19 protein-coding genes and 3 pseudogenes are annotated in these 20940 nt (G+C 72.4%); 9 read left to right on the top strand and 13 right to left on the bottom strand.

Annotated elements, in window-relative coordinates; genetic code table 11:
• Window positions 1-819, bottom strand: coding sequence for a hypothetical protein (locus NLX86_RS11305; protein ID WP_308409574.1), 819 nt, complete (start codon window positions 817-819; stop codon window positions 1-3).
• Window positions 820-911: 92 nt separating this feature from the next.
• Here NLX86_RS11305 and NLX86_RS11300 point away from each other — a divergent pair.
• Window positions 912-1136, top strand: a pseudogene (locus NLX86_RS11300) (BBE domain-containing protein); the annotation flags it as partial.
• A 130-nt stretch (window positions 1137-1266) separates the two neighbouring features.
• On the opposite strand, the gene NLX86_RS11295 reads toward NLX86_RS11300, so the two are convergent.
• The gene (locus tag NLX86_RS11295) at window positions 1267-2490 is read right to left on the bottom strand and encodes an MFS transporter (RefSeq protein ID WP_254371509.1); all 1224 of its coding nucleotides are present in this window, start codon (window positions 2488-2490) and stop codon (window positions 1267-1269) included.
• A 61-nt stretch (window positions 2491-2551) separates the two neighbouring features.
• Between NLX86_RS11295 and NLX86_RS11290 the strand changes: the two genes are divergently transcribed.
• From NLX86_RS11290 to NLX86_RS11280, 3 genes are read left to right on the top strand one after another with little or no spacing between them, the layout of a single operon-like run.
• A complete protein-coding gene (locus tag NLX86_RS11290; RefSeq protein ID WP_254371508.1) occupies window positions 2552-3535 on the top strand; it encodes a helix-turn-helix transcriptional regulator in 984 nt (327 codons plus the stop codon).
• Complete coding sequence (locus NLX86_RS11285; RefSeq protein WP_254371507.1) at window positions 3532-4227, top strand: alpha-ketoglutarate-dependent dioxygenase AlkB; 696 nt, start codon at window positions 3532-3534, stop codon at window positions 4225-4227. Before NLX86_RS11290 ends, NLX86_RS11285 begins: the two co-directional genes overlap by 4 nt.
• A 34-nt stretch (window positions 4228-4261) precedes the next feature.
• Entirely contained in the window at window positions 4262-5497 is a 1236-nt protein-coding gene (locus tag NLX86_RS11280; protein ID WP_254371506.1) for an ROK family protein, read from the top strand.
• Between the two features lie 54 nt (window positions 5498-5551).
• On the opposite strand, the gene NLX86_RS11275 is transcribed toward NLX86_RS11280, so the two are convergent.
• From NLX86_RS11275 to NLX86_RS11260, 4 genes are read right to left on the bottom strand one after another with little or no spacing between them, the layout of a single operon-like run.
• Window positions 5552-5926, bottom strand: coding sequence for a hypothetical protein (locus NLX86_RS11275; protein ID WP_254371505.1), 375 nt, complete (start codon window positions 5924-5926; stop codon window positions 5552-5554).
• 46 nt (window positions 5927-5972) lie between these two features.
• Window positions 5973-6413: a roadblock/LC7 domain-containing protein gene (locus tag NLX86_RS11270; protein WP_254371504.1), complete on the bottom strand. Its 441-nt coding sequence runs from the start codon at window positions 6411-6413 to the stop codon at window positions 5973-5975.
• Between the two features lie 37 nt (window positions 6414-6450).
• The gene (locus NLX86_RS11265) at window positions 6451-7215 is read right to left on the bottom strand and encodes a transcriptional regulator (protein WP_254371503.1); all 765 of its coding nucleotides are present in this window, start codon (window positions 7213-7215) and stop codon (window positions 6451-6453) included.
• Window positions 7212-7619, bottom strand: a complete 408-nt coding sequence (locus NLX86_RS11260) for a hypothetical protein (protein ID WP_254371502.1) — start codon at window positions 7617-7619, stop codon at window positions 7212-7214. Before NLX86_RS11260 ends, NLX86_RS11265 begins: the two co-directional genes overlap by 4 nt.
• Window positions 7620-7931: 312 nt before the next feature.
• Here NLX86_RS11260 and NLX86_RS11255 point away from each other — a divergent pair.
• Window positions 7932-8465 (top strand): annotated as a pseudogene (locus tag NLX86_RS11255) (ABC transporter ATP-binding protein).
• Between the two features lie 16 nt (window positions 8466-8481).
• Window positions 8482-8975: pseudogene (locus NLX86_RS11250) on the top strand (ABC transporter permease); the annotation flags it as partial.
• Between the two features lie 56 nt (window positions 8976-9031).
• On the opposite strand, the gene NLX86_RS11245 reads toward NLX86_RS11250, so the two are convergent.
• Window positions 9032-9562, bottom strand: coding sequence for an ATP-binding protein (locus NLX86_RS11245; protein ID WP_254371501.1), 531 nt, complete (start codon window positions 9560-9562; stop codon window positions 9032-9034).
• A gap of 166 nt (window positions 9563-9728) precedes the next feature.
• Complete coding sequence (locus NLX86_RS11240) at window positions 9729-10049, bottom strand: hypothetical protein (protein WP_254371500.1); 321 nt, start codon at window positions 10047-10049, stop codon at window positions 9729-9731.
• 227 nt (window positions 10050-10276) lie between these two features.
• Here NLX86_RS11240 and NLX86_RS11235 point away from each other — a divergent pair, with 227 nt between their 5' ends.
• On the top strand, window positions 10277-11410 hold the full coding sequence (locus tag NLX86_RS11235; RefSeq protein WP_254371499.1) for a PLP-dependent cysteine synthase family protein: 1134 nt from the start codon (window positions 10277-10279) through the stop codon (window positions 11408-11410).
• Between the two features lie 6 nt (window positions 11411-11416).
• On the opposite strand, the gene NLX86_RS11230 is transcribed toward NLX86_RS11235, so the two are convergent.
• Together NLX86_RS11230 and NLX86_RS11225 are read right to left on the bottom strand one after the other, a co-directional pair.
• Complete coding sequence (locus NLX86_RS11230; protein ID WP_254371498.1) at window positions 11417-11896, bottom strand: SRPBCC family protein; 480 nt, start codon at window positions 11894-11896, stop codon at window positions 11417-11419.
• A 62-nt stretch (window positions 11897-11958) separates the two neighbouring features.
• The gene (locus NLX86_RS11225) at window positions 11959-12858 is read right to left on the bottom strand and encodes a DeoR/GlpR family DNA-binding transcription regulator (protein WP_254371497.1); all 900 of its coding nucleotides are present in this window, start codon (window positions 12856-12858) and stop codon (window positions 11959-11961) included.
• 232 nt (window positions 12859-13090) lie between these two features.
• Here NLX86_RS11225 and NLX86_RS11220 point away from each other — a divergent pair, with 232 nt between their 5' ends.
• Window positions 13091-15475, top strand: a complete 2385-nt coding sequence (locus NLX86_RS11220) for a hypothetical protein (RefSeq protein WP_254371496.1) — start codon at window positions 13091-13093, stop codon at window positions 15473-15475.
• On the opposite strand, the gene NLX86_RS11215 is transcribed toward NLX86_RS11220, so the two are convergent.
• From NLX86_RS11215 to NLX86_RS11205, 3 genes are all read right to left on the bottom strand, one after another.
• Window positions 15435-17846: a right-handed parallel beta-helix repeat-containing protein gene (locus tag NLX86_RS11215; protein WP_254371495.1), complete on the bottom strand. Its 2412-nt coding sequence runs from the start codon at window positions 17844-17846 to the stop codon at window positions 15435-15437. The two genes, NLX86_RS11220 and NLX86_RS11215, sit on opposite strands and share 41 nt — an antisense overlap.
• Before the next feature lie 194 nt (window positions 17847-18040).
• Window positions 18041-18865: an MOSC domain-containing protein gene (locus NLX86_RS11210; RefSeq protein ID WP_254371494.1), complete on the bottom strand. Its 825-nt coding sequence runs from the start codon at window positions 18863-18865 to the stop codon at window positions 18041-18043.
• 44 nt (window positions 18866-18909) lie between these two features.
• Window positions 18910-19359 (bottom strand): DUF6643 family protein, encoded by a 450-nt coding sequence (locus tag NLX86_RS11205; protein WP_254371493.1) that lies wholly within the window; start codon window positions 19357-19359, stop codon window positions 18910-18912.
• A gap of 270 nt (window positions 19360-19629) precedes the next feature.
• On the opposite strand from NLX86_RS11205, the gene NLX86_RS11200 reads away from it, so the two are divergent.
• The gene (locus NLX86_RS11200) at window positions 19630-20934 is read left to right on the top strand and encodes a TerD family protein (RefSeq protein ID WP_254371492.1); all 1305 of its coding nucleotides are present in this window, start codon (window positions 19630-19632) and stop codon (window positions 20932-20934) included.
• The last annotated feature ends 6 nt before the right edge of the window (window positions 20935-20940 follow it).

Genomic DNA, 20940 nt, shown 5'->3' with positions numbered 1-20940 from the left:
TCAGGTCGACAACGCGTCGCGGAGCCTAGCCCGCGCCTCGCTCACCGGCCGCGACGCCCCCCGCCCGACTGTGTACGGGTAGAGCTGCCCCAGCTGCGCACGTACGCGGCTGGACTGGGTTCGGGCCGCGGCATCCACCGCGCGGTGTGTGTGCTCCACGGCGCCCGTCACGTCGCCGGTCAGGAAGTAGCACTCGGCCAGGCCGATCACGTCCAAGGCGTGGCTGCGCCCCGCTTCAGGGCCGCGCGTCGCAAGTGCCTTCCGGATAGAGTCCGCTGCGGCCTCTGCATGGCGCTGAGGCTCCTGCCGGGCCAGAGTGAGCAGACGGCCGCCGCTGACGCCGGCGAGTTCGGCGCTGTCGAAGTAAGCGATCCAGTAGGGCTCCCGACCGGGCTCAGCGTCGGCGAGGGCCTCAGCAGCCTCGGCCGTTGCTCGCTGGAAAGCTGAAGTGCGCCCCAGTGCGGCGTATGCCCATGCCTCGCGTGTGTGGAGCATGGCCCGTACGCGGGGGCCCGCGCTGTCGAGCGCCCCCTTCTGAGCGAGGTGTACCAGCTCAAGGGCGTCCTGAGGTCTGTCGCGGTAGAGCATCTGGCGGGCCATGCCCGCCAGGACGTTGGCACCGAAGGCCCTATCCGCCCCGGCGTGAGCAGCACGCAAAGCCAGCTGGTAGTAGTCCTGGGCGCGCTTCTGAAGCCCGGAATCCCAGGCCATGGTGGCCGCCGTGCCCCCGAGTTGTGCCATGACTCGGTAGAGCCGCTGCTCCACTTCCGGCGCCTGGTGCTCTTCCAGATGCGCTGCCACCTCGTTGAGCTGTCCCACGACGGCCTTGCGCCGCAGGCCGCCACCGTACTTGTGGTCCCAGGCGCGGAACGCGTGGGCGGTCGACTCCAGTTCTTCGATGTCGCGCGATCCCAGCCGGCCGCGAGGCCATCAGGCAATGGTGCGTCAACTACTGGGAGGAGCTGCACCCGCACTCCATGGGCGGCTCGTACGTGAACTTCATGGGTGCGGGCGAGGGCCAGGAGCGGGTCCGGGCCACGTACCGCGACCACTACGACCGGCTCGCACAGGTCAAGCGAACCTACGACCCGGACAACCTCTTCCACGCCAACCAGAACATCAAGCCGGCCCAGTAGCCACGACGACCGGGTCTTGCCGTCCGTACCCAAGATGCTGTGGCCGCGGCGCCGGCACACGATCTGACACGGATGTTCCTCAGCCCCCGGGTCGGCCCCCGGTTCGTACAAGCCGCAACCACGAGGACGGCTACTTCGCAGTCGGGAGGTCGCGGACATCGCGGAGGTCGCGCACCCCATCGGGGCCGGGCGGTCTGCGGTCCGGGCGCAGACCGGGCGCCAGGGCCAGCGTGACCGCGACTGAGGCCGCCGCGATCACGGCCATCGCCGTCGCCGGCGAGGTGAACTGGGCGACGGCGCCCGCGAGGGCGGCGCCCACGCCCTGCATGGTGAGCATTCCGGAGGAGTGCAGTCCGAGCGCGTGGCCGCTCAGTTCATCCGGCGTCAGCGACATCAGCCGCTCCTGGAGCAGCAGGCTCGCCGAGTATCCGATCGAGGCGAGCACGACGACCGCCACCGCGACGGGCAGCGCCGGGTGCAGGGCGAAGACCAGGTACGGAGCGGCGAGCAGCAGGCGCAGCGCGGCGCCCAGGCGTGCCCGCCACCGCTGAGGGACGAACCGGCCGGTCAGCGTGTCCCCGGCCAGCATGCCGAGTGCGGCGAAGGCGAACAGGAGCCCCGAGTGCGCAGGCGCGTAGGGGATGAACAGGGACTCGCAGCCGACGATCAGCCCGTTGGGCACCCACAGGGCGAGGTAGACGTAGCGGCGGGGTTTGGAGGACCACAGCCGCGCGTTGTTCCGCCAGGTCTGGGTGACCGACGGCCGCCCGGCGGCACGCGGCGGCCGGCTGCTGAGGCCGAACCGCGCGACCGCCGCGGCGGCGACGTACAGGACGGCGGCGGTGAGCAGCGTGCCGCGAGGTGACAGGGTGGTCACCAGCACGCCGCCGACCGCGAACCCGCAGATCTGCATGGTGCCGGCGGACATGTTCAGCACGGACCGGCCGAGCAGGTACCCCTCCCTCGGGAGAATCTCGCCCAGCAGTCCGTAGCGCACGCCGCCGCCCAGCGAGGCGATCATCCCGAGGCCCAGGAGGACGGCGAAGGCGGCCCACACAGGCAGCCCGGGAACGGCCTGGGCGGCGGCGCCGAGGCCGAAGAGCAGCGCCAAGCCCGTCATGGCGGCGCGCGGCGGCAGCCGGTCGGCCGCCGACAGCAGCGTCGTCGCGCCGATCACCTGGGCGAGGGAGGGGCCGAACATGGCGAGGGCGGAGAGCAGGGGTGAGCCGGTCGCCGCGTAGATCAGTGTGCCGAGGGCCAGGCCGCCCACCGTCTGGGCGGCCACCTGCAGCGAGGCGGTCAGAAAGAACGGCGTGAACTCCGGTGTCCGGAAGAGTTCTTGGTACGTGCGCATGGCCCCAAGGCTCAATGGCCCCGCCCCGCGGGCGTTATTGTTTCGCTGGGAGGCGAAACAAATGGGCTGGTGGCAGGTCAACGCCGACACGCTCGCGAGAAGCCGGTTCGTCACCTCCCCGCTGGCCGAGGTCATCGCGAGCCTGAAGACCCTGGAGCGGGGAACGGCAGCGCACCCGGGCGAGCGCGCGTGGCTCGACGCACACCTGCCCGCCTACCGGGAGCGGCTGGCTGCCGACCCGGTCACCGCACTGCTCGTACGGACCGGGCTCGGGCGCCGCTGGAATGCGGACTTCCTCACCCCCACCCCCACCGAGGAAGGCGAGTCCTCTTTCGGGCAGGAGCTGGCGCGCATACGCGAGACGCCGGCCGAGGCCGCGCGCGCCGACCTGGCCGTGTCGCTGGGCGGCGGCCCGCTCCCCGCCGCGCTGCGCCGCTCCGATCTGCCGGAACGCGCCGCCGGACTCCTGGAGTGGGTCTGGACGGAATCGGTGCTTCCCACCTGGCCGCGGCGACGACGGATCATCGAGGCCGATGTCGTCGCGCGTACGGCGCAGTTGAGCCAGGGCGGCTGGGCAGCGGCACTGGACGCCATGCGCCCCGGAATGCTCTGGCTGGGCGAGAGCCGGCTGCAGATCAACACGTACGACTACCCGCCGCGCGAGATCTCCGGGGCGCAGCTGCTGTTCGTGCCGATCACGCCACGCCAGGGCTGGGTCTCCTGGGAATCCACCCAGCGCTACGCCGTCGTCTACCCGTGCTCGGGCCCGCTGGCCGGGGCGGACCGGGCGCCCGTGCCGGAGGCCCTGGACGCGTTGCTCGGGCCCGCGCGGGCGAGCGTCCTCGTCCTCCTCGACACCCCGAAGAGCACGACGCAGCTGGTGGCGCTGACCGGGCAGGGGCTGGGATCGGTGGGCCGCCACCTCAAGGTCCTGCTCGACGCCCGCCTGGTCGAGCGCCGGCGCGCCGGGCGGTCGGTGCTCTATTACCGGACGCACGCGGGCCAGGTGCTGGTCAGCGCCCAGAGCGACAATGAAGACGTATGAACGTCGAACTGTTCCCCCGTAACCGGACCGTGCCGGCGGACGGCGCGGTGCACGTGCCGGACTGGCTGGGGCCCGAACAGCAGCGGGAGCTGGTGGCGGCCTGCCGTGAGTGGGCATCCCCGCCGGCGGGGATGCGGACGGTCCGTACGCCGGGCGGCGGGACGATGACCGCCCAGCAGGTCTGCCTCGGGTGGCACTGGTACCCGCACGGCTATGCGCGCACCGTCGTCGACGGCGACAACGCCCCGGTGAAACGGCTGCCGCGGTGGCTGGGCGACCTGGCGCGCAAGGCCGTCGAGGAAGCGTACGGCGGGGACCCCTGCCCGGCCCGGTACGACATCGCCTTGATCAACTTCTATGGTGCGGAGGCCCGGATGGGGATGCACCGCGACAGCGACGAGAGGTCCGACGACCCGGTGGTGTCGATCAGCCTCGGCGACTCCTGCGTCTTCCGCTTCGGCAACACGGAGTCACGTGGGCGCCCGTACCACGATGTGGATCTACGCAGCGGAGATCTGTTCGTGTTCGGCGGTGCCTCCCGCCTCGCCTACCACGGGGTGCCACGCGTCCGTCCCGGCACCGCGCCGCCCGCGCTCGGCCTGAGCGGACGCCTGAACATCACACTCCGGGTCAGCGGTTTCACCGGCAGCGCTACGAACCCGCTCCCCGCCACCGACGGCGGGAGCGGCTGACGCCGGGCCCGGGGATCATGCGAAACTCGCCTTCATGAACGGCAACGCGGCCACGCGCAGGGTGGGGGATGTGTCCCCGCGGACCAAGATCGAGAGGGGCCGTGGCGCACTGGGACCCGCCCTGGAGCTCGTCCACACAGGCCGGGCGCCCACCCGCGCCGTCCTCACGGCCGAACTCGGCGTCACCCGGGCCACCGCAGGCGCGGTCGCGGCGGAGCTGGAAGCGCTCGGGCTGATCCGCGTCGACTCCCGGCCCGGCGTCGCGGGCGGTTCGCAGGGCCGGCCCTCGCACCGGCTCGCCGTCGATGAGACGGGCCCGGTCGCGCTGGCCGCCCAGGTGCACGCCGACGGGTTCCGCGCCGCGCTGGTCGGGCTCGGCGGCCGGATCGTCGCCACCGCCCCCGGCTGCGTGACCGTCTCCGCCGACCCGGCGCAGGTGCTCGGCGCCGTGGTGGACGCGGGCGCGGGCCTGCTGCGTGACACCGGGCGCCGGTGCATCGGCGCGGGTCTCGCCGTACCGTCCGCCGTCGCGGAACCGGAGGGTACGGCTCTGAACCCCCTGCACCTCGCCTGGCCCGCCGGTGCTCCCGTCCGCGCCATCTTCGCCGAGCGGGTACGCGCCGCCGGCCTCGCGGGCCCTGCCCTGACCGGCAACGACGTCAACCTCGCGGCCCTGGCCGAGCACCGGCACGGGGCGGGCCGCAGCGCGCAGCACCTGCTCTGCGTGGCCACCGGCCACCGCGGCGTCGGCGGCGCGCTGGTCCTCGACGGCCGGCTGCACTCCGGCAGCGCCGGCCTCGCCCTCGAGGTCGGCCACCTGACCGTCAACCCGGAGGGCCGCCCCTGCCACTGCGGCAGCCGCGGCTGCCTCGACGTCGAGGCCGATCCGCTCGCCTTCCTCACCGCCGCGCGGCGCGAACCGGGCCCCGAGGTCTCGCTGTTGCAGCAGTCCCGCGACCTGCTGCGGGGGGAGTACGACGACCCGGACGTGCGACACGCGGCCGAGGAGCTCATCGACCGGCTCGGCCTGGGTCTGGCCGGGCTGGTCAACATCCTCAATCCTGACCGGATCATCCTCGGCGGGCTGCACCGCGAGCTGCTGGACGCCGGCCCGGAGCGGCTGCGCGCGGTCGTCGCCGACCGCAGCCTGTGGGGCCGCAGCGGAGGCGTACCGATTCTGCCCTGCACGCTGGACCACAACAGCCTGGTCGGGGCGGCCGAGTTGGCCTGGCAGCCGGTACTGGACGACCCGCTGGCCGCGCTGGCCTGAGCGCCGTACGGGGAGCCGGTCATGTCTGGGCGGCTCCCCGTACCGGCACCGGTGTCAGACCTCCAGGTCGGCTTCGATCCTCTTGAGCTGGTGCCGGGCCATCGCGAGATTCGCCCGGCCCTTGTCCAGCGCCAGGTAGAGGAACAGGCTGTCCTTGCCACGCCCCGACAGCAGCCGGATCAGGTGGTACTGGCTGCCGAGGGTGATCAGGATGTCCTCGATGCCGTCCTTCAGGCCGAGGTGCTCCATCGTGCGCGCCTTGGCGCGGACCACATCGGTGTTGCCCGCGGCGGCCACCGTCAGATCGAGGTCCTTGCCACCACCCAGAGTGCCCAGCGCCATACCGCTGGAGTAGTCCACGAGGGCGACGCCGAGGGCCCCCTCGATGGAGGTCATCGCTTCCTTGAGGGAGGTTTCGGTGTTGGCCATGATCGTTGTGCTTCCTTCCTGTTACCTGCTTGACGGGTGACGTGCTCTACGGGGTGGTGCTCTCCGCCCGGTCGAGTGCGGCGTCGACGAGCTCCGCGATGCGCGCCCCGGCCCGGCGGCCTTCGAGGTGCAGCCGGCCGACATTGGTGTGCGGCCCGGCCAGTACGGTCAGGACGGCCGCCGAACCCGCCGCGTACGTCGCGACATAGCCGCGCTCGGCCCGCACCAGCAGTTCGCGGAACTCCCCCTGGCCTGTGGTGTCCGCCAGCCGCAGCGCGACCCCGAGGGCGGCCGCCGTCAGGGCGGCGATCCCCTCGGGCTCCACGGCCACCACCTCCTGGGCGAGCACGAGGCCGTCGATGCTCGCCGCCACCGCGCCCGTCACATGGGGCACACGGGCGCGCAACCTCCGCAGCTCGTCCAGCACTTCGGGCTCGGCCGCCATCAACTGCCTCCTTTCGGCGCGCTGTCGCAGGACGCGTTTCATGACGGCGGGCAGGGGGCCTCAGGGGCGGGTAGGACCATCACAGGTGTGCCTCCAGGGCGTCACGGAGCCGGCGCAGCAGGGCGATGTCCGGGTCGGTGGAGACCTCCGGGACCCGGGCGGGAGCGGGGGACGGGCCGGGCGGGGCCGGGTCGCGGGGTGTCGCGATATGCCCGGCGGCCGCCAGCCGCCGTACGTCGATGAGGGTGTGGAAGGCGGGGCGGCCCAGCAGTCGGGAGATGGCAGCCGGGGTGCGTACTCCGTCCGCGAGATCGAGCACGGCCCGCTGCCGGGGAGTGACCGGCGGACTGCGGACGGCCTGCCTGCGCACGACGGGCGCGCTGTCCACCTCCGGGCTCGGCCACAGGTCTTCCAGCAGCTTTCTGCGGCGCCGGGTCTCGCGCTCGACCGCCTCGGCGGTCACCGGCCGTACCGGACCGAGCCAGTGGACGGCGCCGTAGCGGAAGCGGGTCGGGCCGCTGGCGGGGGCCAGTACGAAGAAGGCCGCGTCGAACAGGGCGCCCAGATGGCATATCTCCAGCTCACCGTCGGTGAGCCGGCCGCTGTCCACCAGGAACCGGCCGACCTGACGGCGGGCGCCGGCCCGGTCGAGCGCCTCCTGCCAGCCCTCGGCGGCCAGCCGCCCGGTCGCCGTCAGCAGTACATCGACGCCGGGCGAGGCCGGGCTCTCCGCGTGTACGACGCGGCCGTCGACGAGGTAGAGCGTGCCGGCGTCCCGCAGGAGCGCTCCGGTGGCGCGCTCGGACGCGAGCCGGACGAGCATGGGGGAGATCGCGGCGCTCATATCAGAGCGAGCCGATCCGCCAGGTCCCGCAGGCGGATCCGCGCGAGTGCCAGGTTGCCCTCGTCACGGCCGAGCCACAGATGGATGAACACGCCGTTGTCGAAGGCCGTTTCGACGAAACGCATCAGGTGGTACGCCGTGGGGGTGGTGATGACGACGTCCTCCACGGGCACCGCCTTGGCGGCGTCGCCGGGACCGCCGTCCGCCACCGGGGCGGCGAACGCGGTCTGTTCGGCGGCCATCCGGGCAAGTTCCGCCGTCTCGGCGGCGGTTGTCTCATGACTGCCGTTCGGTGAATCGCCGATGGTGCCGAGCGCGAGCCCACTGATCCACTCGACCACGGCGGCACCGCGCGCGCCCGGCAGCGTCATGGCTTCGAGCAGGCACTCGTCGATTCCGGGCACGCGTCGGCCCCCTCCCCTGGGTGATCGTTCCGTCACTGCGGGTGCGGCAGTGAGGACGAGGCTACGCAACGTTGCGAGCGGGGGAGGGAGTTCTGGCATTTTCCAATGGAACATGCGGAGCAGGGGCCGGTCCCCGCGGTACTCCCGTCGTCGTACGTGTACTGCCGCCGGCTGTACGACGCCCCGGACCCCCTCCCGGCGCGAACCTCGGAAGCGACAACGAACAACCTCCCGAGGAGCTGACCGAGATGAACACGCTGGCGCACGACGGACCCGGCCCGTGGGTCCTCTTCTTCCCGCGGACGGTGCGGCATGACCGCGACCACCACGGCCACCGGTACGGCGGCGGCAGCCCGGGTCGTCGACGCCGTGAAGGTCTACGGCTCGGGCGACACCGAAGTACGGCCCTGGACGGGGTGAGCGTCGGCTTCCGGCCGGCCGCTTCACCGCGATCATGGGGGCCCCGCGTGGGTGGACGCGCTCATCGACGTCGTGGGCCTGCGCGACCGGCTGCACCACCGCCCGAGCGAACTCTCCGGCGGCCAGCAGCAGCGCGTCGCCGTGGCCCGCGCCTTCGCGGGCAGCCCCGACGTCGTGTTCGCCGACGAGCCGACCGGCAACCTCGATTCGCGCTCGGGCGAGGAGGCGCTGCGGCTGCTCGGCCGCGCGGTACGGCAGATGGAGCGTACGGTCGTGATGGTCACCCACGACCCGGTGGCCGCGGCGCACGCCGACGAGGTGGTCTTCCTCGCGGACGGCCGGCTTGTCGACCGGATGGCGGCGCCCACCGCCGAGCGGGTACGGGATCGGCTGAAGGCGTTCGACGCCCAGGGGGTGCCCTCATGAGCCCCCCCCCGCGTCGCTGCGGATCAGCCGCGCCTCCCTGCGTACACACAAGCGGCGCTTCGCCGGGACCTTCATCGCCGTATCGCTCGGCGTCGCCTTCCTCGCCGGCACGCTCATCATGGGCGACACCCTGCGCGCCGGATTCGCCACGATGTTCGGCAACGCCAGCAGCGGCACGGACGCCGTCGTCCGCAGCGCCGACGTCGTCACCGTCCCCGGCGAGAGCCAGGGCACCCGCCGGCCCGTCGCCACCTCCCTACCTCCCTCGTCGAGAAGATCGAGCGGACGCCGGGCGTGGCCGCCGCCGCGCCGAGCATCCAGGGCGCCGGCCAGCTCGTCGGCGGCAGCGGCAAGCCCATCGGCGGCCAGGGCCCGCCCACTCTCGCGGGCAACTGGATCGACGACCCGCAGCTCAACCAGTACCGGCTCGCCGAGGGGCGGGCGCCCGCCGCCACCGGCGAGGTCGTCGTCAACCGAGGCGCGGCCGAGAGCGGAGGGCTGCGGCTCGGGCGAAGTCCGGCTCCGAGTGAGGCTGAGCCCGGCTCCGGCCAGGTCGGTCCGTCGGGTCAGCCCGCGAGGGCCGATCTGACGGGCGCGTGCTCCCGCACCGGCGCCGCACCCTGCGGTTCGAGCTCCCGGCCTGGGAACGGGCCGGTGGTCGTCGCGCCGTACACCGGCCGGGGCGGGAACGACTCGGCGGGCGAGGGCGCCGGCAGGGTGAACCAGACGACCTTGCCGCCGCTGCTCTCCGGGCGTACGCCCCAGCTCTCGCTCACCGCCGCTATCAGCGCGAGGCCGCGCCCGCCGGTGGAGAGGGCATCGGCCTGCCCGACCGTGGGCAGTCGCGGGTCGTGGTCACGGACCGACACGGTGAGCCGGTCGAGGAGCAGCTCGATCTCCACGGTGCACGTCTTGTCAGGCTGTGCGTGCCGGTGGACGTTGGTCAGCAGCTCGGTGACGCCGAGCGCCGCCCGGTCGATCAACGCGTCCAGATGCCAGTAGCGCAAATGCGCGCATACGATCCTGCGGACCTGGCCGATCCGCGACGGCAGAGCCTGGAGCTCCACCGTGCAGTGCCTGCTTGGATGGCTGATCACGGCTGCGACTCCCCGAATGAGGTCCGGAAGAAGACGAAGATCGGATCCAGCAGAGGCTGCCTGCTGTGTGGTCCGGCGGGCTGGTTCGCAGCGTCACCGCCGGTAAACCCTGAGTGATGTCACACCAGCGTGAACCAGGCGTTGCCGCTCTGCAACTCGCGCCCCTTCAGTCCCGGGGGTCACGTCCCCGGCGCACGGCGTCCAGGAAGCGGCCGGCCGTCTCGTCGGCGGCCTCCGGCGTGTGGTCGCGCTGCCCCATCCGCAGCCGGTAACGCGTGCCGTTGACATGGGCCACCGTGCTCTCACCGCCGGTGAACCACGGCCTGCCCGCGCTCACCGAGCCGAGCGGCGCGCTGTCGATCTCCTTGCCGTTGCTGGTGAGCAACTCCAGCCTGCCGTCCCTGATCAGGACCTTCCCGGCCCTCGTGAGTGCGCGGGGCCATCGTTCGATCCGTACGCCCGTCGCACTGAACTCAGGTTCAGCCATGCCACTTCGCCCCCTTCTCGCCGGATGCCGCCCTCGTGGACAGGTACGTATGTCCTGCTGGGCAGTCTGCATGGGCCCGGCCTCCCGCACCAGTGTGCCTTCCAGAAGCGATCCCGATGGAAACCCAAAGTCATCATTTGTGCAGGTGAGGGGGGTAAATTGCTGGTGGGGGCCGAGATTTCCGGATGGCACTGTGCGGACCGGAGAAACGACGAGGAGCGGCGCGGATGAGCACTACCGAGCAGGCGCGGACCGGCAGAGCCCTGACCACCATCGATGTGGACCGCAGTGATCCGGATTACCGGGCATGGCTGAAGGAAGCGGTACGCAAGGTCCAGGCCGACGCCAACCGCTCCGCCGACACGCATCTGCTTCTCTTTCCGCTGCCCGAACAGTGGGGGATCGATCTCTACCTCAAGGACGAATCGACCCACCCCACCGGCAGTCTCAAGCACCGGCTCGCCCGCTCGCTGTTCCTCTACGGGCTGTGCAACGGCTGGATCCGGCCCGGCCGCCCGGTGATCGAGGCGTCCAGCGGCTCGACCGCCGTCTCCGAGGCCTACTTCGCCAAGCTGGTCGGCGTCCCATTCATCGCGGTGATGCCACGTACGACGAGCGCGGAGAAGTGCCGCCTCATCGAATTCCACGGCGGCCAGTGCCACTTCGTGGACGACTCGCGCAAGATGTACGAGGAGTCGGCCGCACTCGCGGCGGAGACCGGCGGCCACTACATGGACCAGTTCACCTACGCAGAACGGGCCACCGACTGGCGCGGCAACAACAACATCGCCGAATCCATCTACCAGCAGCTGAGGCTGGAGCGATACCCGGAGCCAACCTGGATCGTCGCCACCGCGGGAACCGGCGGCACGTCGGCGACCATCGCGCGCTACGTCCACTACATGCAGCACGACACCCGCATCTGCGTACCCGACCCGGAGAACTCCTGTTTCTTCGACGGCTGGACCCACAACAACCCGCTGGCGAGCAGCGACTGCGGCTCCCGCATCGAGGGCATCGGCCGGCCGCGCATGGAACCGAGCTTCGTGCCCGGTGCCATCGACCGGATGATGAAGGTGCCGGACGCGGCGAGCGTGGCGGCCGTACGCGCGCTGGAACAGGCCATCGGCCGCAAGGCGGGCGGCTCCACCGGCACCGGGCTGTGGAGCGCGCTGAAGATCGTCGCGGAGATGGTGGCCGAAGGCCGCAAGGGCAGCGTGGTCACGCTGATCTGCGACCCGGGCGACCGCTATCTCGACAAGTACTACTCGGACGACTGGCTGGCGGAGCAGGGCCTGGACATCGCGCCGTACTCCGCCGCGATCACCTCTCTCCTCGCGACGGGTGTCTGGCCCTCCTGACCCCGGTTACCCGGTGGTGGAGGCGAGCCGCCGGTCCAGATTGCGCACCGCGTCGCGGAAGGCCCGGCCCAGCGCCGCACGCCCCAGCCTGAGGGAGATACGCAGCGGCGCGGCGCCGGCCGCGGCGAACGTCCACTGCACCCGGGTGCCGGACCCCGCGGGTGTCAGCCGCCATTCCTCCAGGAGCGCGTGCAGGCCGGGGGCGTTGGTCTCGTCCACCCGGTACGCGTACCGCTCCGCGCGGTCCGTCGCCATGATCGTCTCGAGGAACCGGGTACCGCCCTTGAGCCGGACCTCGCGGCCCGCCCCTCCGGCGACGGGCCGGGCCAGGGTCACCGAGGTGAACCAGCGGGGCCAGGCATCGACCTCCTCGGCGAGCGCCCGGTACACGGCCTCGGGAGGTGCGGACACCTCGGCCGCGAAGACCAGGCGAAGTGGAGCGGTCTCGACGAAGTCGAGCCCGACGGGGCGGAGTCGGCGTGTCATGGGATGTGCACCCCCAGCGGAATCGGGTGATTGACGGCCCCGACACCATAGCTGACGCTCCGTCAGATGTCAGCGCGCCCATCTGCCGGTTCGCCTGCCGGCTCCTCCGCGGCCTCGCCCGGCTGCTCCGGTCCGCCCGCGACCACCAGCCCCGGCACATGCTCGGCGATCTCCGCCCGCATCTCGTCCGACAGGCCGGTGTCCGTCACGAAGGTGTCGACGTCCTCCAGCGAGGCGAAGGAACTCAGGCCCACCGTCCCCCACTTCGTGTGGTCGGCGACGACCACCACCCGCCGCGCGGCCTGCACGAACCTGCGGTTCGTCTCCGCCTCGGCCAGATTCGGCGTGGAGAGCCCCGCCTCCACCGATATCCCGTGCACGCCCAGGAACAACACGTCGAAGTGCAGCGAGCGGATCGCCTGGTCGGCCACCGGCCCCACCAGCGAGTCGGACGGAGTACGCACCCCGCCGGTGAGCACGACCGTGGCCGCCCCTCCCCGGTCCGCCCCACCCCGGTCCGCGCCGCCCGATGACGTCCGCTGCGCGGAGTGGAACACATCGGCGACCCGCACCGAATTGGTCACCACCGTCAGATCCGGCACATCCAGCAGATGGTGCGCCAGCGCATACGTCGTGGTCCCGCCCGACAGGGCGATCGCGCTGCCCGGTACGGCCATCGCCGCCGCGGCCCGCGCGATGTCGTCCTTGGCGCTCAGTTCCAGGCTCGACTTCGCCTCGAACCCCGGCTCGTGCGTGCTCGCCTCGACCACCGGCACGGCGCCGCCGTGCACCTTCTCGATCACGCCCTGCCTGGCCATCGCGTCCAGATCGCGACGGACCGTCATGTCCGACACGTTGAGCTTCCGGGTGAGCTCGTTGACGCGCACTCCGCCGCGCCGCATGACCTCGTCCAGGATCATCGCGCGGCGCTGTTCCGCGAGGAGGTTCTGATTCTCGCTCACCGCCAGGCCTGTCCTTCCGGGTCGTGAAGCACGGGAGTGCTGAGGTTTCCACATCCTGCCATGCGCCACCGGCCCCTGCTCCACCTGCTGAACGGGCCGGGAGCTGGGGAGATTCCGTGAGAACGGGTGCAGCGCAGGCCGCCGTACCGGGATCCTGGTGGCTGCCCACGCCCGCCCTGCCCTGCCCCGCCACGCCCCGCACCCCGCCCCCACCCGAGAGCGAGCCCCCGCCGTGCCCCGTGCCACCCCCGCCCCGGAGAACGGGGAACTCGCGCTCGAACTGCTGGTGCACGGCGTCGGCGGAGCCACCCCCGCCGGCATGCTCGGCGACCCGCGCACCGTACGCATCACCGGCGACGAGACCGCGGCCGTCTTCCGGCGCACCGACGACGCCGACGCGGAACTCCACCCCGAGCGGTATCGCGACCGGCCGGTCCCCGAGGCGTACTGCTGGTCCCGGCTGACCTCCGGCAACGGCGCCCGCGCCCTCTGGCTGATCCTGCTGCCCTTCATGGTCGCCAACCTCGCCCACTGGATGCGGCCCTCCGGCCGGGGGATGGCCAGGACCGTCCGTACATACGGAGTCCTCGTCCGCCTGGTGGCCCTCAGCCTCACCGTGCTGCTCACCGCCGCGGCCTGCGAGGTCGCACTCGACCTGGTGGCCTGGCAGTGCGCGGGCTCGGCCGACTGCGCCGCGCCCCGCTCCTGGCTCGGCTTCCTGTCGCCCGCGGGAGGCGGCTGGTGGTCGCAGCCCGGCCGGCGGCTCGCCCTGGCCGCCCTGGTGCCCGCCGCGCTGACCGGGCTGCTGTGGTACCTCTCCAACCGCACCTGGAGCGCCTACGAATCGCAGCAGCCGCTGCCCACCTCCCATGATCCGCGCGACGACGCGCCCGGCCCCGGCCCCGCCCTCGGCCGGCCCGGATTCTGGTACGGCCGCAGGCTGGTGGCCCGGCTGCGTGCCGCCCACACCGCGGCCGGCCTGCTGACCGTGGCGGCCGCGGTAGCCGGCGCGGCGGCCCGCTTCGACCGGCGGGACGGCGGCAGCGCCCTGCTGGAGATCTGCGGGTGGCTGACCGAAGCCCTGCTGGCCGTGGGCGCGTTCGCCGTCCTGTGGGTGGTGTGCCGCAGGGGCCGAAAGGAGTCGCGCCCCGACGCCCGGCTCGACCGGGCCGTGGTCGGGCTGCTGCCGCTGGGCGCCCTCGGCCTGCTTGTCCTGGCCCTGCTGTACGCCGGATGGTCCCGCCCCGGCTGGTCGTCGCGCGGCATGCTGCCGGGGGACCGGGCTTTCGGCGTGATCACCCTCGCCCAAGGGCTGCTGGTGGTCGCCCTCGCCGTCACCGCCTGGCGGCTCCACCGGCGCCACCCCGAGGGGACCACCGCCCTGCGGGGACTCGGCGGGCCGGCCATCGCCATGCTCGCCTGCGCGCTCGGCGGCGTGATGTCCGGTGGCGTGGCCCAGCGGGTCGCCGACTGGCTCGACGACGGCGGCACCCCGGGGATGGGCCGCGGCACCATCGCGGGCCCTCCGGTGCTTCTCTCCTGGCAGGCCGCGGTCATTCCGCCGCTGCTGGTCGTCGTGCTGGCGCTGGCCGGCTGGTTCGCCGGGCGCACCCTGCGGTTCAGGCACCGGCTGCTCGCCGAGGTGGAGGCGGACTATCCGGGTGAACGGCCCGACGCGGCACGGACCCGCGGCATCGCCGGCGCGCGGGCCACCGCCGCACTCACCGAGGCCGCGCCCCGGCTCGTGGGCATCACCTCGGCCGTGACCCTGCTCCTCGGCGCCGGGGCCCTCGCGGGCGCCTGGGCAAGCCACGAGGTGCCGGGGGAAGCCGCCGACGGGACGCACCCGTTCGTCGCGTCAGGTGTGCAGACCGCGCAGGCGCTCGGCTCCTGGCTGATCGGCCTCGGCTTCATACTCTTCGTCACCTGGGGCCGCCGCGCCTACAAGGACGCCTCGGCCCGCCGGACCATCGGGATCCTCTGGGACGTGGGTACGTTCTGGCCGCGCGCGGCCCACCCCTTCGCGCCCCCCTGCTACGCCGAGCGCGCCGTCCCCGACCTCACCTGGCGGATGGCCGGCTGGACCGACCGCACCGGCGGCCGGCTGGTCATCTCCGGGCACTCGCAGGGTAGCGTCCTCGCGGCCGCCGCGGTCTGGCAGTTGCCGCCGCGGGCCCGCCGCCGGGTCGCCCTGCTCACGTACGGCTCGCCCCTCCAGCGGCTGTACGGGCGCTGGTTCCCCGCGTACTTCGGGCCCGGCCCGCTCGCCGCCCTGCACCGGGAGGTGGACTGCTGGCGCAACCTCTGGCGCGCCACCGACCCGATCGGCGGCCCGGTCCTGCCCGGCGACCGGACCTCCGAGGGGGAACGGGAGGTGGACTGCGGCCCGCTCAAGGACCCCCTGGTGTACGGACGCACCACCGAACGCCCGCTGCCGGAACCGATCCTGGGCCACTCCGACTACCAGGCCGACCCGGCCTTCGCGGTCGAACGCGACGCCCTGCTCGACCGGCTGGAGCCGTGCGCACCTGACGCACTTGACGCACCGGACGCGCCTGGCGTTCCGGGGCAGCGCCTCACACAGGCTCCGGCAGATCCTCCGGGTACAGCAGGGTGAGTTCGTCCGTGCTGGGCTCGGTGAGCTGTGCGACCCGGCCCGCGTGCCGCTCGACCATCGACTCGAAGGTCTGGCGCGCGGTCCGGCCGTTGCCGAACGCGGGCCCCTTGGGCAGGACGGTGAAGTATTTCAGCAGCGCCTCGGCGGCGCCGCTGCCGAGCCGGTACTCGTGCTCCTCGGCCTGCTGCTCAACGATCCGCAGCAACTCCTCGGGGGCGTAGTCGCTGAACCTGATGGTCCGTGAGAAACGGGACGCGACACCAGGGTTGACCGACAGGAAGCGCTCCATCTCGGCGGTGTACCCGGCGACGATGACCACCACCGCCTCCCGGTGGTCCTCCATCAGCTTCACCAGCGTGTCGATGGCCTCCCGGCCGAAGTCACGCCCGGAGTCCTCGGGCGAGAGGGCGTACGCCTCGTCGATGAACAGCACACCGCCGCGCGCCCGGTCGAACGCCTCCTGGGTACGGATCGCCGTCGAGCCGATGTGCTCGCCGACCAGGTCGACGCGCGAGACCTCCACCAGGTGCCCCCGCTCCAGTACCCCGAGGGAGGCGAGGATCTCGCCGTACAGCCGGGCCACCGTGGTCTTGCCGGTGCCGGGGGAGCCGGTGAAGACCAGGTGCCGGCGCGCCGACGCGGCCTTCAGGCCGGCCTGCTGCCTGCGCCGGCCGACCTCGATCATGTCGGTGAGGGCGCGCACCTCGCGCTTGACGCTCTCCAGGCCCACCAGGGTGTCGAGTTCACCGAGGACGGCCTTCGAGCCGCGTACGGCAGGCGCCGCCGGTCCCGGCGCGGTCTGCACGGCGCGCGGGCCGGGCACCGCGGAGAGCAGTCCGGGCGTCTGGGCCGCGGCAGCGGTCTGCACCGCGGGCGCCGGCGGCTCGTACCCGGAGGACCGTACGCCGCTCTCGTCGCTCGTGCAGTCCTCGACGAACGGGCTGTCCTCCGAGAACTCGTACCCCCCGCGCGTGCACCGCTCGGTGTGGCAGCGGGTCAGCGTCGTACGGCAGCCGTCGATGACGTGGAAGCCGAAGCCCCCGCTGTCCGTCACCCGGCAGCCGCGGAACGTGCCGCGTCCTGCGGCGGAGACGTAGAACCCGGCCTCGGCGGGCGAGGTGACCGTGCAGCGTTCCAGGGTGGGGTCCGCGCCCTTGGTGACGATGACACCGGTCTGGGCGCCGTCGATGGTGCAGTTGGCGAGGGTGCCGCCGCTGCCGTGGTCACGGAACCAGGCGCCGGTCGAAGCCTCCCGGATCCGGCAGTCGTCGAGCTGCGCGGTCGCCCCGTCGCTCACCGAGACGGCCGTGTTGCGGACCTGGGACAGATCGCTGTCGACGACTTCGGCGCGCGAGCCGCGGTCCAGGACGAAGAGGGCGTCCGGCACGTCGTGCACCCGGCATGAGTCGAGCACGGCGGTAGCCCCGTCGCTGATCCAGACCGCCGGATAGTCGCCCGTACTGTCGTGGATCTCGCACTGGTTGGCATCCACCCGGGTGCCCGGGTCCCACACCGACAGCCCGTTGCGGCCGAACCGGCGCACGGTCGAGCGGGTCAGCGTCAGGACCGAGCGGGAGCGCAGGTCGACCGCGTTCTCGGGGATGTCGTGGATGTCGCAGTCGGAGAGGGTGAGGACGGCGTCGGTGTCCAGGGTGATGCCGTCGGCCGAAGTCCGGTGCACGCTGCAGTCGGTGAGATGCGCGCCGGCCCGCGACGCGATCTGCACTCCGGTGCCCTTGATCTCGTACACCTCGCAGCCGATCGCGTCCAGGCCGCTGCCCTCGCCGTTGACGGCCAGCCCGGCGCCGGAGGAGTGGTGCACCCGGCAGCGCTCCAGGCGCGGGTGCCCGCCGCCGCGTACCGAGACGCCGGACTGGCCCGCGGAGACGACCTCGCACTCCTCGAACACCCCGCCCCCGCCGTCGAGCACGGCGATTCCGACCCCGCCCGGGTTGTCGACCGTGCAGCGGCGGACGGTCGGCCTGGCGCCGCCCCGTACCTCGATGCCGGCGGCGGAACGCGTGACCACCCGCAGACCGGACAGTTCGGGGGCGCCGTCCTCGATGAGCAGCGCGGGGGCGGCCGAGTCCTGGCCTTCCAGATACAGGTCCTGCACGGTCGCGGAGGCGTGCACGGTGAGAGCGACACCGTCCACCGGGGCGATCCGTACCGAGCCGGCCGTCCCGTCGGGGCCGCGCAGCGTGACCGCGCGGCGCACGACGAGGTTCTCGCGGTAGGTGCCGGGGGCGATGGACAGGACGTCGCCGTCTCCGGCGGCCTCCAGGGCCGCGGCGAGGGAGGCGTACTCGCCCGTGCGGCGGCGCCACCTCGACGAGCCGGTGTGCGTCACCTGGACCGTGCCCTGTGCCATGGCGCTGCTGTGCCCCCACCTCGAACGGACGCGACTGATCTAGGCCCTTGTCCGGTCCACCGTAGCGCGCGCGGGGCGCGCGAGTTGACAGGTCAGCTGCCCGCGCCGGTACGGCCCCATTCCGGACCGGCCGCGGCCCAGGCCCGGTCCAGCCGGACGTACTGCCGATGCATCAGCCGCCGCAGGGGCGGGCCCTACGCGAGTACGCGCACCGGGTCGCCGACCCGGAGCGTCCCAGTGGTCTCGGGGACGAGGTTCTGGCCGAAGACCAGCTGGTCGCCGAAGCGTCGGTGACGGGCGAGCGTGCGCAACGGCTCCTTGCCGCGCTCGGCGGTGAGCTGGTCGGTGGTGGTGATGACACAGCGGCCACAGGGCTTTGCCACCCGGAAGGTGACCTCGCCGATCGCGATGCGCTTCCAGTCGTCCTCGGCCCAGGGCGCCGTGCCGTCCACGACGGCGTTCGGCCGGAAGCGGTTCATGGGCAGCGGGCCGTCGTCGGGATGATCGCCCTGTGCGATGAGCGAGTTGAGGGCATCCAGCGAGGCGACGGTGGTGACGAGCAGCGGATAGCCGTCGGCGAAGCTCACCGTCTCGCCCGGCAGCGCGAAGTCCGGGTCGACCGGCCTGCGGTGCGCCGGGTCGTCGAGATGCATCAGCCGGACCGAGGCGCCCAGATGGTCGCTGAACCACGCGTGCGCGACCTCGTGCGCGAGTACGGCCTCGACCTTCCGCCCGAAGATCTCCATCACGGTGGTGCCGGACGGCTCGGGTACCTCGACGGTCAACGGCTCCAGACCGGGCCCGGTCAGCCGGATTCCGCCGCCGGGCAGCGGCTCGGCGGCCGCCAACGCCAGGCGTGGCTGCTGGCGTTGGGTGACCACCTTGCTGTCACCGTCGATCAGCGCCCACCTGCGGTCCCCGGCCGGCCCCCAAGGCTCCACGACCACCTCGCCGGGAGCACACCCCGCTACCGACTTGACGGGGTGGACATGAAGCGATTGGAGAGAGGAGTTCGACATGAGGCCATCCTGCCAGCCGCGGGGACGGCAGGACGGACCTCAGGTCAGTATCCGCGGCTCTGGTACTGGCGGCCGTACGGGTCCTCGTAGGGCGCGGGCGCGGGGCGCGGGGCCGCAGGGCGCATGGCCTCGTACCCGGTGGCGACCGGACGCTGCTGCTGCGGCTGGGCCCCCGGGTACCCGCGCGGCCCGGCGGGCTGCTGCGGGATGTACGGCGCGGGCGCGTACTGCAGCGGAACGGGCTGCGGCATGGCCTGCTGGTACTGGTAGGCGTGCGGGGGCGTCTGGTACTGGGACGGCGCGGCCGGGAGGGCGGGCAGCGCCGAGGGGAGCGCCGGCAGGTAGCTGTTGCCGGTGTCGTACGCGGAGGGGACCCGGATCGGGGCGATCTGCGGGGTGCCCCGCTCTGCGACCAGCGAGTCGTAGATCGGGGTGTCCGGGAAAGACGGCGCGGAGTAGTAACCGCCGCCATAGGTGGCGCGGGGGGAGGTCATGGCACATAAGTTAAGCCCACGATGTGCTGGTTGGGGAGCCCGATAAGAGGGTTGTTTCTTGTGCGGTGAGTGACCGGGGATCCCCAATGCGAGCGAACTTGGGAAAATCGGTCGTCCGCAGGGGTTCGGATCGTGTAAAGGACGAGGTTGTGGGGGGTTACCGGCGGGTCGGCCGGCGATCTTCCGAGACCTTCGGGGATCCGGCGGGCGTCAGGGATTAGGTTGGCCGTACGAAATCTCCGGGCACCCGGACTCGCGATGGGGGCGAGCATGTCAATGCGTAAGGGAACGAACGTTTCCGTGCCGGCACAGGCCGTGCGCGTGGAATTGGGCTGGCGTTCAGGGGCGGGGGGTGTGCCGGACGTGGACGCCTCGGCTCTGCTGCTCGTTTCGGGAAAGGTCCGCTCCGACGCGGACTTCGTCTTCTACAACCAGGCGGTCCACTCCTCGGGCGCGGTGCGCCACGAAGGGAAGGCGACGGCCGGCGACGGCGTGACTGACACGCTCTCCGTCGATCTCGCGCGTGTGGAGCCCGCCATCGAGACGGTGGTGCTCGCGGCCTCCTCGGACGGCGGCAGCTTCGGGCAGGTGCCCGGCCTCTACGTCAGGGTCGTCGACGCGGCGAACGGCTCGGAGGTCGCGCGCTTCGACAGCGAGGACGCCACCGTCGAGACGGCATTCGTCCTCGGCGAGCTCTACCGCCGCCAGGGCGCCTGGAAGTTCCGGGCGGTGGGGCAGGGCTACAGCAGTGGACTCGAGGGCCTGGCAAGGGACTTCGGGATCAGTGTGGACGAACCGCAGCAGGCCGCCGCACCGGCCGCCGCACCCGTCGCCGCCCCGGCCCCGGCTCCCGCCCCCGTCGCGCCGCCGGTGCAGTCGGCTCCCCCGGCTCCCGTCGCGGCTCCCGCGCAGGCCGCCGCGGCGCCGGCCGGCCCCGTACGGCTGACCAAGGTGACGCTGACCAAGGAGGCCCCCTCCGTCTCCCTCACCAAGCAGGGCGGCACCTCGGGCGCCATGCGGGTCAACCTCAGCTGGCAGGTACGCAAGCAGTTCAAGGGCTGGGGCGCCAAGCTCGGCCGGGCCGTCGCCATGCACGCGGACCTCGACCTCGACCTGTGCGCGCTGTACGAACTGACCGACGGCCGCAAGGGAGTCGTCCAGGCGCTCGGCAACGCCTTCGGCTCGCTGCACCAGCCGCCCTTCATCCACCTCGACGGCGACGACCGCACCGGCGGGTCGGCCAGCGGCGAGAACCTCACCATCAACCTGGACCACAAGGACAAGCTCCGACGCGTTGTCATCTTCGTGACGATCTACGAGGGCGCGCGCAGCTTCGCTGATCTGGACGCGACGGTCACCCTCCAGCCGCTGAACGGCGCACCGATCGACTTCTCGCTCGGCGAGTGCACCGTCCCCTCGACGGTCTGCTCGCTCGCCCTCATCACGAACACCGGCTCGGACCTGGTCGTCCAGCGGGAGGCCCGCTTCCTCGTACCGGAGCGCGGAGTGAGCCCGCAGCGCACCATGGACTACACCTACGGCTGGGGCATGAACTGGACGCCGGGCAGGAAGTGACGGTGC

The organism is Streptomyces sp. A3M-1-3 (assembly GCF_024213665.1).
In the GTDB taxonomy this organism is placed as follows: Bacteria; Actinomycetota; Actinomycetes; order Streptomycetales; family Streptomycetaceae; genus Streptomyces.
The sequence above is the reverse complement of the archived record's forward strand: the minus strand, read 5'-3'. Positions and strand labels throughout refer to the sequence as shown.